Source organism: Brevundimonas sp. NPDC007368 (assembly GCF_042869015.1).
Taxonomy (GTDB): Bacteria; Pseudomonadota; Alphaproteobacteria; order Caulobacterales; family Caulobacteraceae; genus Brevundimonas.
This window is the reverse complement of sequence record NZ_JBIAFA010000002.1, coordinates 49157-61542: the sequence shown is the minus strand read 5'-3', so window position 1 is coordinate 61542 and position 12386 is coordinate 49157. Positions and strand designations below refer to the sequence as shown.

Here is a 12386-nt window from a genome sequence, read left to right as displayed (position 1 = left end):
CCCCGCGTTACGTCTAGAGATTTGCCCAAAGGGTCCGCGACGGCTACATCCCGCGCCAACCTCCCCATCAGATCAGACGACAGGGCGAAACCGCACCTCATGGCGCAGCAATATATTTTCCAGATGCAGGGTCTGACCAAGACCTTCCCCGGCGGCAAGAAGATCTTCGAGAACATCTGGCTGAGCTTCTACAACGACGCCAAGATCGGCGTCGTCGGGGTCAACGGTTCGGGTAAGTCCACCCTGCTGAAGATCATGGCCGGCCTGGACAACGAGTTCCAGGGCGAGGCGCGCGCCGCCGACGGCATCAAGCGCGGCTATCTGGAGCAGGAGCCCCAGCTGGATCCCGCCCTGAACGTTCGCCAGAACGTCGAAGCCTGGTGTGAAGAGAAGCAGTGGGTCAACCGCTTCAACGAAGTCGCCAACGAGCTGGGCGAAAACTACACCGACGAACTGATGGAGGAGATGACCGCCCTCCAGGAAAAGATCGACGCGGGCGACGTCTGGGACATCGACAGTCGCATCGAAATGGCCATGGGCGCCCTGCGCTGCCCACCGGATGACTGGGAAGTCACCAACCTGTCGGGCGGTGAGAAGCGCCGTGTGGCCCTGGCCCGCCTGCTGCTCAGCAAGCCCGACATGCTGCTGATGGACGAACCGACCAACCACCTGGACGCCGAATCCGTCGCCTGGCTGCAGCACCACCTGGAGAACTTCCCGGGCTGCGTCATCCTGGTCACCCACGACCGCTACTTCCTGGATCAGGTCACCAAGTGGACGCTGGAGCTGGACCGCGGCAAGGGCCACCCGCACGAGGGCAACTACTCCTCGTGGCTGGAAGCCAAGCAGAAGCGCGTCGTCCAGGAGCAGTCGGAATCGGAAGCTCGCCAGCGCGCCCTCACCCGTGAACTGGAATGGGTCCGCTCGGGCGCCAAGGCCCGTCAGGCCAAGTCCAAAGCCCGTCTGGCCGCCTACGAGAAGATGGTCTCCGAGCAGGAAAACTCGCGTCAGGCCCAGTCCTTCGCCGTCATCCAGATCCCGCCTGGCCCGCGCCTCGGCAACGTGGTGCTGGAAGTCGAGGGCCTGAAGAAGTCCTATGGCGACAAGACCCTGTTCGACAACCTGACCTTCAAGCTGCCGCCCAACGGCATCGTCGGCGTCATCGGCCCCAACGGCGCCGGCAAGTCGACCATGTTCAAGCTGATCACCGGCCAGGAAACGCCTGACGGCGGCACCATCAAGGTCGGCGAGACGGTCAAGCTGGCCTATGTCGACCAGTCGCGCGACGATCTGAAGCCGGACGACACCATCTGGCAGGCCATCTCGGGCGGCACCGACATCATGCTGGTCGGCAAGCGCGAGATTAACAGCCGCGCCTATGTCGGCAGCTTCAACTTCAAGGGCGGCGACCAGCAGAAGAAGGTCGGTCAACTGTCCGGCGGTGAGCGCAACCGCGTGCACCTGGCCAAGACCCTGGCCGCCGGCGGCAACCTGATCCTGCTCGACGAACCGACCAACGACCTGGACATCGAGACCCTGCAGAACCTCGAAGAGGCTCTGGAAGAGTTCGCCGGCTGCGCCGTGGTCATCTCCCACGACCGCTGGTTCCTTGACCGTCTGGCCACTCACATCCTCGCCTTCGAAGGCGACGGCCACGTGGAATGGTTCGAGGGTAACTTCGAAGCCTACGAACAGGACAAGATGCGCCGCCTGGGTGCGGACAGCATCATTCCCAAGCGCATCCAGCACCAGAAGTTCGGTCGCTGATCCAGCGCTAAGCTAGATTAAACGGCCCTCCGATCCGCTCGGGGGGCCGTTTTTCTTTGGCCGCTGGCGAAGTGGCGGAACCGGGTTAGTCTGCGGCCCATGACCCAGCGCCCCGCCATCCTGATCATGCAGCGGCACCTCGGACCGCTCAGCGCCTTTCTCGAAAGCGCCTACGACGTCTATCGCTTCTGGGAAGGACCGCCGGTCGAGGCCGCCGCCGACGTGCGCGTCCTGGTCGTGGCGGGCGAGTTCGAGCTGGACAAGGCCCTGATCGAACGCCTGCCCAACCTGTCGCTGATCGCCTGCTTCACCTCCGGCTATGACGGCATCGACGTGGACTGGTGCCGCGCGCGCGGCCTGCCCGTCACCCACGCCCCCGCCATCAACCATGAGGACGTGGCCGATCACGCCGTTGGCCTGATCCTGGCCGCGCGGCGTCAGATCGCCGAGGGCGACCGCCAGGTCCGCGCGGGCGGCTGGACCCCTGCCTCCAAGACCATCACCCCGTCGATGGGCGGTCAGACCCTCGGCATCATCGGTCTGGGCGCCATCGGCGAGGCCGTGGCCCGTCGCGCCGAGGTCATGCGGATGACCGTCCAGTGGTGGGCGCCGCGCGCCAAGGACGCCGCCTGGCCGCGCGCCGACAGCCTGATCGATCTGGCCCGCGCCTCAGACATTCTGGTCGTCGCCTGCCGCGCGGACGAGACCAATCGCGGCCTGATCTCGGCCGAGGTGATCGAGGCGCTCGGCCCGTCCGGCCTGTTGGTCAATGTCGCGCGCGGCCAGTTGGTGGACGAGGACGCCGTCATCGCCGCCCTGCGCGACGGACGCCTCGGCGGCGCCGCGCTCGACGTGTTCGAAATCGAGCCGACCGACGCCGCACGCTGGGCCAGCGTGCCCAACACCGTGCTTACGCCTCACACCGCCGGAGCCACGACCGAGGCGGTGCAGGGCATGCTGATGCTGCTGCTGCAGAATCTGACCGCCCATTTCGCGGGCGAACCGCTCAAGACGCCCGTCACGACGTGAGCCCGCACGATCTCACGGGTCTCTGAATGATCCATGCGGCTTGACCGTCGCATCGCGCCCGCTTGCGGTCAGATTTTGCTTGCATAATCGTATAAGGATATCTTTATACGACCTCATGACACTGACTGCTGACCAGACCGTCGAGGCCCTGCGCGCCGCGGGCGAACCGACCCGTTTACGCGTGCTGTCGCTGCTGGCCGCCGAGGAGCTGTCGGTCATGGAGCTGTCGCGGGTTCTGGACCAGAGCCAGCCGCGCGTGTCGCGTCACCTGAAGCTGATGGCCGACGCCGGGCTTATCGAACGATTCCCTGACGGGGCGCGGGTCTTCTACCGCCTGTCCCACGACGCCCTGTCGCGGCGGCTGATCGACACCGTTCTGGACCTGCTGGACGACGCCGAGGGCGAGGCCGACCATCGCCGTCTGGACGAGGTGCGCAAGGAGCGCGCCATCGACGCCGCCCGCTATTTTGAGCAGGTCGCGCCCCAGTGGGACCAGATGCGCAGCCTCTATGTCTGCGAGAGCGCGGTCGAGACCGCCGTCGAGCAGGCGGCCGGTCCCGGCCCGTTCGAGCGCGTCGTCGATCTGGGCACCGGTTCGGGTCGGATGCTGACCCTGTTCGGCAAGAAGGCGAAGATGTCGGTCGGGCTCGACCTCAGCCAGAACATGCTCAACATCGCCCGCGCCAATGTCTCCAAGGCCGGGCTGGACAAGGTCGAGCTGCGTCACGGCGACATCTTCTCGACCCGCCTGCCGCACGGCAGCGCCGATCTGGTGATCGTGCATCAGGTCCTGCACTATCTGGCCGACCCCGCCGCCGCCGTGGCCGAGGCCGCGCGTCTGGTCATGCCCGGCGGCAAGCTTCTGATCGTCGACTTCGCCCCGCACCAGCTGGAGCAGTTGCGTGAAGCGCACCAGCATCGCCGCCTGGGCTTCGCCGACGAGGAAATCCAGGGCTGGCTGGCCGACGCAGGCCTGACCGCCGACGCCCCGGTCGCCCTGCCGCCCGACACCGAGGGCCTGACCGTCCACATCTGGACCGGCGAGCGCGCCGATGTCCCTGCTCGAAAGACCGCCTGATGGCTCCCTCCTCCGCTTCCTCGCTGAATTTGGCCGAAGCCCGCGCCCTGCTGCTGTCGCCGCTCGGCCCTGTGGCGCGCGCCGGTTCGAACCACAACGCCGTCAGCGTCTCCTTCGAGTTCTTCCCGCCCAAGTCGGACGAGGCCGAGGCCAATCTGTGGTCCGCCATCCGTCGGCTGGAGCCGCTCAACCCCGCCTTCGTCTCGGTCACCTATGGCGCGGGCGGCTCAACGCGGGAGCGCACCCACCGCACGGTCCAGCGCATCATCAGCGAGACGACCCTGCGCCCCGCCGCCCACCTGACCTGCGTCGAGGCCAGCCGGGACGAGGTGGATGAGGTCATCGAGGGCTACAAGGCCATCGGCGTCGATCACATCGTGGCCCTGCGCGGCGATCCACCGGGCGGACATGATAATTCTGGGGGCATCGGCGGCGCCTATGCCCCTCGCGCCGACGGCTACGCCAACGCCACCGAACTGTCCCGGGCCATCAGCCGCGTCGGCGGCTTCGACATCACCGTCGGCGCCTATCCCGAGAAACACCCGGAAAGCCCGTCGATCGATCACGACATTGATGTCCTGAAAGCCAAGATCGACGCCGGCGCGACCCGCGCCGTGACCCAGTTCTTCTTCGACATCGAGGCCTTCCTGCGCTTCCGCGACCGGGTGCGGGCGGCGGGCGTGACCATCCCCCTGATCCCCGGCATTATGCCCGTGTCCAACTTCAAGGGCCTGAGCCGGATGAGCGCGGCCTGCGGCGCCTCCATCCCCGATTGGCTGGCCGCCCACTTCGACGGGCTGGACGACGATCCCGAGACCCGCAAGCTGCTGGCCGCCTCCATCGCCGCCGAGACCTGCGCGCGACTGCAAGAAGAGGGCTTCTCGGACTTCCACTTCTACACCCTGAACCGCGCCGAGCTGGTCTATGCGATCTGCCGGGTGCTGGGCGTGCGTGAAACCAAGGCTGTTGCGTAAATGACCTCCCCCCTTACCCGTCCCGAACGGATCGCAGCCCTGCACGCGGCGGCCAAGGAACGCATCCTGGTCCTCGACGGGTCGTGGGGCGTCATGATCCAGCGGCGCGGGCTGGAGGAAGCCGACTTCCGCGGCGACCGTTTCGTCGCGGCCAAGGGCTATGACGAAAAGCACCAGATGAAGGGGAACAACGACATCCTCTGCATCACTCGCCCCGACATCATCGCCGACCTGCACGACCAGTATTACGGCGCGGGCGCCGACATCAGCGAGACCAACACCTTCTCCGGCACGGTGCTGGCCCAGGATGACTATCATCTGGACGCTCAGGCTGTCTGGGACATCAATCTGGAAGGCGCCCGGCTGGCCCGCGCCGCCGCCGACCGCTGGACGGCGAAAGAGCCGCACAAGCCCCGCTTCGCCGCCGGCTCCATCGGGCCGCTGACCAAGATGCTGTCCATGTCGTCGGACGTGAACGATCCCGGCGCGCGCAGCGTGACCTTCGATCAGGTCTATGACGCCTATCGCCATCAGGTGCAGGCCCTGAACGAGGGCGGCGTCGACCTCTATCTGATCGAGACCATCACCGACACGCTGAACTGCAAGGCCTGCATCAAGGCGATCAAGGACCTCGAGGACGAGGGCCTCCCCGCCCTGCCCATCTGGATTTCCGGCACCATCACCGACCGGTCAGGCCGCACCCTCAGCGGTCAGACCGCCGAGGCCTTTTGGAACTCCGTGCGTCACGCCAAGCCCTTCGCCGTCGGCTTCAACTGCGCCCTCGGCGCCGACCTGATGCGGCCCTTCATCGCCGAACTGAGCCGCGTGGCCGACACCCTGGTCGCCGCCTACCCCAACGCCGGCCTGCCCAACGCCATGGGCCAGTACGACGAGCAACCGCACGAAACCGCCCACTTCATCGAGGAATGGGCCGCCTCGGGCCTGGTCAACATCGTCGGCGGCTGCTGCGGCACCACCCCCGACCACATCAAGCACGTCGCCGAAGAAGTCGCGCCGCTGAAACCGCGCGAAATCCCCGAGCGCCCCGTGGCCATGCGTCTGGCGGGCCTCGAACCCTTCGAGCTGGTGGCGTGAGTGAGGCCCCCGAAATCGAAGCGTTCCGGCGTATGCGGATCGAACTAGCCAGCTTCGCAGCCGCTAATTCTGCCTGCGAGATTGATCATGATTCCGAAAAAGCGGTTCTGCTGCGATTGGGAGACGGCAACAACCTGTCTTATCTCGACGCGCGCATCGGCAGTTTCGAACTGCGCGTAAGCACCGGCCAAGGTCTGGATTACGAACCCCTCTTGGATGATCGCGACGTCGAACGAGCGCTCGCTCTTTGCGATGCCGTGGTTTCTGGCCGGGGCGTAACCGTCAGCGGACCTCGCGGATACCCCACTCGCTCGTGGGTATTCCTCGATAGTCGAGGCTTCAAGGAGGCGGCCAAGAGCACAGCGGTGTCCGTCTGGTCGTGCCGACGCGCCCGTTCAATCAAGAAGAGTCTGTGGCAGCGTTCAAAACTGCCCGTCCTAAATTCCGAGACTGCCTGATGCGTCCTGTCTTCATCAACGTCGGCGAGCGGACCAATGTCACCGGCTCGGCCAAGTTCCGTAAGCTGGTCGTGGACGGCGACTACACCGCCGCCCTCGACGTCGCGCGTCAACAGGTCGAGGCGGGCGCCGCCATCATCGACATCAACATGGACGAAGGCCTGCTGGACGGCGCCGTCGCCATGCGCACCTTCCTCAACCTGATCGCGGCCGAGCCCGACATCGCCCGCGTGCCGGTGATGATCGACAGCTCCAAGTGGGAGGTCATCGAGGCGGGCCTGAAGTGCGTTCAGGGCAAGCCGATCGTCAACTCGATCTCGATGAAGGAGGGCGAAGCCGCCTTCCGCGAGCACGCGATCAAATGCCTGCGCTACGGCGCCGCCGTCGTGGTCATGGCCTTTGACGAGGTGGGTCAGGCCGACACCGCCGCGCGCAAGATCGAGATCTGCACCCGCGCCTACAACATCCTGGTCAACGAGGTCGGCTTCCCGCCCGAGGACATCATCTTCGACCCCAATATCTTCGCCGTGGCGACAGGGATCGAGGAGCACGACAACTACGCCGTCGACTTCATCGAGGCGACGAAGGTCATCAAGGCCACCCTGCCCTACGCCCGCGTCTCGGGCGGGGTGTCCAACGTCTCGTTCAGCTTCCGCGGCAACGAGCCGGTACGCCGGGCCATCCACAGCGTCTTCCTGTACCACGCCATCAACGCCGGCATGGACATGGGCATCGTCAACGCGGGCGACCTGCCCGTCTATGACGACATCGACGCCGAACTGCGCGAAGCCGTCGAGGACGTGATCCTGAACCGGCCGCAGCGGACCAATGTGTCCAACACCGAGCGGCTGGTGGACATGGCCCCCCGCTACAAGGGCGAAAAGGGCGCGGCGCGCGTCGTCGACCTGAGCTGGCGCGAACAGCCCGTCGCGGCCCGCATCGCCCACGCCCTGGTCCACGGCATCACCGAGTTCATCGAGGCCGACACCGAGGAGGCCCGCCTGGCCTCCGAACGCCCCCTGCACGTCATCGAAGGCCCGCTGATGGACGGGATGAACGTGGTCGGCGACCTGTTCGGCTCGGGCAAGATGTTCCTGCCGCAGGTGGTGAAATCGGCCCGCGTGATGAAGCAGGCCGTCGCCTGGCTGGAACCCTTCATGGAGGCCGAGAAGGCCGGAAAACCGCGCGAGCAGGCGGGCCGCATCCTGATGGCCACGGTCAAGGGCGACGTTCACGACATCGGCAAGAACATCGTCGGCGTCGTGCTTCAGTGTAACAACTACGAGGTCATCGACCTGGGCGTCATGGTCCCGGCCGACCGCATTCTGGACGCCGCCATCGAGCACAAGGTCGACATCATCGGCCTGTCGGGCCTGATCACCCCGTCACTGGACGAGATGGTCTTCGTCGCCCGCGAGATGGAGCGACGCGGTTTCGACATGCCCCTGCTGATCGGCGGAGCCACGACCAGCCGCACCCATACGGCGGTCAAGATCGAGCCGGGCTATCGCAAGGGCTCGACCACCTATGTCATCGACGCCAGCCGCGCCGTCGGCGTGGTGTCCGGTCTGCTGTCGCCCACCGAAAAGGCCAACAACGAAGCCGCCACGCGCGACGAATACATCCGCATCCGCGAACAGTACGCGCGCGGACAAGAGGTGAAGGCCCGCGCCACGCTGCAGCAGGCGCGCGAAAACCGCTTCAACGCCGATCCCGCCGCGACCATGCCGGGCAAGCCGTCGTTTATCGGCGTGCGGGCGTTTGACGCCTGGGACCTGGCCGATCTGGCCGACCACATCGACTGGACGCCCTTCTTCGCCAGTTGGGAGCTGATCGGCCGTTATCCCCTGATCCTCGAAGACGAGATCGTCGGCGAGGCGGCGCAGGACCTGTTCAAGGACGCGCAGGCCATGCTGAAGCGGATCATCGACGAGAAGTGGTTCACGGCCAAGGGCGTCGTCGGCTTCTGGCCCGCTCAGGCCGTGGGCGACGACATCGCCGTCTATGCCGACGAGAGCCGCGCCGAAGAGATCGCTCGCTTCCACACCCTGCGTCAGCAGATCAAGAAGTCGAACGGCAAGCCCAACCTGGCCCTGTCAGACTTCATCGCGGAAGAAGGCCAGGACTACGTCGGCGCCTTCGCCGTCACGGCGGGTCACGGCGAACTGGAAATCGCCAGGAAGTTCAAGGACGCCGGCGACGACTATTCCTCGATCATGGCCACGGCCCTGGCCGACCGCCTAGCCGAAGCCTTCGCCGAGGCCCTGCACAAGAAGGTGCGGACCGAGCTTTGGGGCTATGCCGCCGACGAAGTCACGACGACGCAGGACCTGATCGAAGAGAAGTACCAGGGCATCCGCCCCGCCCCCGGCTATCCGGCCCAGCCCGACCACACGGAAAAGGCCACCCTGTTCCGCCTGCTGGACGCGGGGAACAACGCGGGCATGGCCCTGACCGAAAGCTACGCCATGACCCCGCCGGCCTCGGTTTCGGGCCTCTACTTCGGCCATCCGGGCAGCCACTACTTCGGCGTCGGCAAGATCGACCGCGATCAGATCGAAGACTACGCCCGCCGCAAGGGCTGGGACGTCGAAACCGCCGAACGCTGGCTGGCCCCCATCCTCAACTACGAGCCAAGTACAGCGGCGCGTGAGACGGTGGCCTAGCCCATTCTCGACCACACCGCCGCACGGGGCGTCAGCTGTCGTCCCATCTGACGCCGGGCGCGCGCAACCGAAGTCAAAAAAAGGGCGGCGAACCGAAGTTCGCCGCCCTGATCAGACTACCTCAAACTTAGAAGCGGTAGCGCAGACCGAAGCGAAGCGTACGCGGAGCCTGGTAGCTGCGCGCCATGCCGAAATAAGGCGCACGAGCATTCGGGGCATTGCTGCCGGTGCGAACCAGACCCTGCTCCACGACTCGCGTGACTTCGTCATTGTCAAAGACGTTGAAGATGTCGACCGAGGCCGTCAGAGCGCCCTTCGTCTCGTCCTGGAGCAGGTTGAAGTTCATGCTCAGGTCAAGCTGATAGGTCCAGGGCGTTTCCCCTTGCGAACCGCGCGGCGTAGAAATGACGGCATTGTTCGCGCCAATCGGGCAGTACCAACCCGACGGGGTGCCGACTTGAGGCGACAGCGGATCGACCGACACCGGCACACGGCCCAAGCAGCCATAATAACGGCCCGACTGCGCCGTGAAGTTGGCACCGATGTTGAAGAAGTCGTTCGGCGCATAGGAACCGAACAGCTTGATCGTGTGGGCGTGATGGTTCGGCAGATAGCCATAGGCGCCCAACGAGTTGGCCGCGTGGTCGTAGTCCTGGGTGATCGACGTGTCGGTCTGACCGATGTCGGACTTCACAGCGCCTTCGTAGTTACCCTTGGACTCGGCCAAGGTGTACGATCCTTGGAGCCCCCAAGTACCATCAAACGGACGCTGGAAGGTGAACTCCAAAGCCTGATACTTGCGCTCAACTTCCGGCAGCGCCAAGTCTGCCGCTGTCAGATTGATCTGCTGCGGATTGTAGGCCGGATTCGGCGCACCATTGCCCAGCGTGCGCGTATCGCCCTGAAGGTCGATGAAGACCGAAGCTCCATCGCCCGGGTTCACCAGCACATAGGGGAACAGCGAAGCGAAATCAGCATCGCCCGGTCCGGACTGGCCGCAGGCCGTATTGGTGCGGATGCAATAGCGGACGATGGCGTCACCGATCGCCGTGTCCTCAATCGCTTCTTCCAGGTTGCGGTTGACATAACGAACGCCTGCAGACCAGTCGGCGAACATGCCGTCCACGAAGCTGTGTTCGTAGCCAAGCACAAACTCGCGCTCATACATCGGCTTCAGGTCGGCTTCGGCGACCGTGCGCGGATCGGGAGCGCCCGGAGGGCTGAGGTAGTCGATCTGACGGCGCGTACCGAGAACCGGGTAGTTGCCGTTCAGGGTCAAAGAGCCATCCGGATTGCGGGTCGCATCAAAGAACTCGTCCGTATAGACCTCACCCGAGGAAGCACGAATGGACGTATTGGTCGCGATCGGCAGATAGTAATCACCGAACGAACCATAAATACGATTCACTCCATCACTGAGCGGGTCCCAGTTGAAGCCAAGACGCGGAGCCCATTGGTCGTCGACCTTGATATAGCTCTCGCCATCGACGTTCTTGTAATCGTATTGGTCGTTGCGGACACCCAACTGCAGCGTCAGGTTGGGCAGAATGTCCCACGAGTCCTGAACATACAGCGCGGTCTGCTCAGCCGTGAAGCGGCCGTTGTTGGCGAAGGTCAGCACTTCGACGCAACCGGCAGCGGGCGTACCGGCCGGGCAATCAGCCTGATCCAGCGCATAGTAGAGCGCCCCGCCCGAATAGGCGCTGCGCGCCGTGGACGTCAGATCCTCCTTGTCATAGCCCACACGGAGATGGTGCTCGCCAAGCAGGTTGACGTAGAAGTCGGCATCCACACGATAGGTCTTGCGGATATCCTCGCCTTCCAGATTGTAGGGTCCGGCATGAATACCTGACGTAATATAGCCCCCACCATTCGCCACATAGTCGCGAATGCCCGGAATGTTGATTGGATCACCATAATCCAGTTGAGAATTTTCTTGACGACCAAACAGCGCCGACAAGGTGAACCAATCGGTGAAAACGCCCGTGTACTTGTAAATCTGCGTCAGACCTCCGGCATCGGCGTAGATCGGCGCAGTTTCGCGCAGGTATGCATCGGTGGTGGCGTCAAACGTCTTGGTGACAGTGGTGGTGGTCGTTTCGTCGTTGATAAGCGTTGCTTCAAGACGATGCTGCGGGTTCAAAACAAAGTCCAGCTTCACCGCCCAGCGGGGATCGTCATAAGACGCATAGCTCTGGGTTCGCGTTGCGCCGGCAACGCCATCCGGGTTCGCGGCGCTGTACGCATATGTCCGCGAACGAGCGCCGGCCGTTTCGACATCACGAATGTTGTAGACGCCGAACAGGAAGAGATGATCTTTCCAGAGCGGACCGCCGATATAGGCGGTATAATCCTTCACATCGCTCTCTGAATACTGGTTGAAGTTTTGAATGCCGGCGGCGTTGTTGCCACCAGCCTGGTAGGAAACGCCTCGCGAGCTACGCAGACCGTTCGGAGTCCAATAGGTGCTGACCCCCCCGGTCCACTCATTGCTGCCAGAGCGGGTCACGATGTTGACGACGCCGCCGGTAGCGCGGCCGTACTCAGCTTGATAGCCGCCCGTCTTGGTGTCGATCGTCTGGATAAAATCAAACGGGAGCTCGCCGTAACCGAGGAAGCTGCGCTGATCGGTGACGTTCAGACCGTTAATATAATAAACGCTTTCAGCAGCCGAGGTGCCCGACAGCGAAACCAGCGACTGGTTGCGGCGCGAACTAGCCGCGATTGTGGCATCGGGGGCGCTGGCACCCGGAGTGAACAGGGTCACAGCATTGATGCTGCGGCCGGTAGGCACCCGATCAGCGAATTCCTGCACATCAACGCTCAGACCGGTGTCGGTGCGACTGAAGTCCTGCGTCTTGCGCGCGCCAGTGACGATCACGTCACCCACGGTCGTCGCTCCGCCCGAGTTGGCCACGGTAAAGGCGTAGCTGCTGCCACCCGGCGACACCGACACGCGATCGGTGGCCGAGCCAGCGGAGGATGAAATGCTAACCTCATACGAGCCGACAGCCAGAGCCGGCAGGCGGAATGAGCCGTTGGCGTCGGTCGTCGTCGTCCGCACAGTTCCCTGAGCCGACGTGGTGGTGACCGTGGCCCCCGCCACCCGCGCGCCAGAAGCATCCGAGACCGTGCCGGTCAGAACGCCGCTGGTGTAATCCTGTGCGGATGCAACTGTGGGCGCTGCGAGCGTCCCGACCGATACAGCCGTCAACGCCATGAGCGCCGTGCCGCCAATCATAGTAGACTGAAGCAGACGCTGCCGAATGTTTCTAATCTTCAAGATATCCTCCTCTGGAAGCATCCAATAAGCCGCTAC

The 12386-nt window shown here is 64.3% G+C and carries 8 protein-coding genes; 7 read left to right on the top strand and 1 reads right to left on the bottom strand.

The window, feature by feature from the left end:
* Positions 1-99: 99 nt before the first annotated feature.
* From ettA to metH, 7 genes are all read left to right on the top strand, one after another.
* The gene (gene ettA, locus ACFYLW_RS03935) at positions 100-1767 is read left to right on the top strand and encodes an energy-dependent translational throttle protein EttA (RefSeq protein ID WP_312062373.1); all 1668 of its coding nucleotides are present in this window, start codon (positions 100-102) and stop codon (positions 1765-1767) included.
* Between the two features lie 99 nt (positions 1768-1866).
* Positions 1867-2796: a 2-hydroxyacid dehydrogenase gene (locus ACFYLW_RS03930; RefSeq protein ID WP_312062371.1), complete on the top strand. Its 930-nt coding sequence runs from the start codon at positions 1867-1869 to the stop codon at positions 2794-2796.
* Positions 2797-2911: 115 nt separating this feature from the next.
* Positions 2912-3874, top strand: a complete 963-nt coding sequence (locus ACFYLW_RS03925; RefSeq protein ID WP_312062370.1) for a metalloregulator ArsR/SmtB family transcription factor — start codon at positions 2912-2914, stop codon at positions 3872-3874.
* The gene (metF, locus tag ACFYLW_RS03920; RefSeq protein WP_312062369.1) at positions 3874-4848 is read left to right on the top strand and encodes a methylenetetrahydrofolate reductase [NAD(P)H]; all 975 of its coding nucleotides are present in this window, start codon (positions 3874-3876) and stop codon (positions 4846-4848) included. Before ACFYLW_RS03925 ends, metF begins: the two co-directional genes overlap by 1 nt.
* Entirely contained in the window at positions 4849-5943 is a 1095-nt protein-coding gene (locus ACFYLW_RS03915) for a homocysteine S-methyltransferase family protein (protein WP_312062367.1), read from the top strand. It begins immediately after the preceding gene.
* Positions 5940-6401, top strand: a complete 462-nt coding sequence (locus ACFYLW_RS03910) for a hypothetical protein (protein WP_312062365.1) — start codon at positions 5940-5942, stop codon at positions 6399-6401. The genes ACFYLW_RS03915 and ACFYLW_RS03910 overlap by 4 nt, the downstream gene beginning before the upstream one ends.
* Positions 6401-9067: a methionine synthase gene (gene metH / locus ACFYLW_RS03905; RefSeq protein WP_312062363.1), complete on the top strand. Its 2667-nt coding sequence runs from the start codon at positions 6401-6403 to the stop codon at positions 9065-9067. Before ACFYLW_RS03910 ends, metH begins: the two co-directional genes overlap by 1 nt.
* 127 nt (positions 9068-9194) lie before the next feature.
* Here metH and ACFYLW_RS03900 read toward each other — a convergent pair whose 3' ends face one another.
* Positions 9195-12350 (bottom strand): TonB-dependent receptor, encoded by a 3156-nt coding sequence (locus ACFYLW_RS03900; protein ID WP_312062362.1) that lies wholly within the window; start codon positions 12348-12350, stop codon positions 9195-9197.
* Positions 12351-12386 lie beyond the last annotated feature (36 nt).

Bases quoted from the DNA above. Each gene is read 5' to 3' on its own strand.
- ACFYLW_RS03925 (WP_312062370.1), top strand. From the start codon at position 2,912: ATGACACTGACTGCTGACCAGACCGTCGAGGCCCTGCGCGCCGCGGGC.
- ACFYLW_RS03915 (WP_312062367.1), top strand. From the start codon at position 4,849: ATGACCTCCCCCCTTACCCGTCCCGAACGGATCGCAGCCCTGCACGCG.
- metH (WP_312062363.1), top strand. From the start codon at position 6,401: ATGCGTCCTGTCTTCATCAACGTCGGCGAGCGGACCAATGTCACCGGC.
- ACFYLW_RS03930 (WP_312062371.1), top strand. From the start codon at position 1,867: ATGACCCAGCGCCCCGCCATCCTGATCATGCAGCGGCACCTCGGACCG.
- metF (WP_312062369.1), top strand. From the start codon at position 3,874: ATGGCTCCCTCCTCCGCTTCCTCGCTGAATTTGGCCGAAGCCCGCGCC.
- ettA (WP_312062373.1), top strand. From the start codon at position 100: ATGGCGCAGCAATATATTTTCCAGATGCAGGGTCTGACCAAGACCTTC.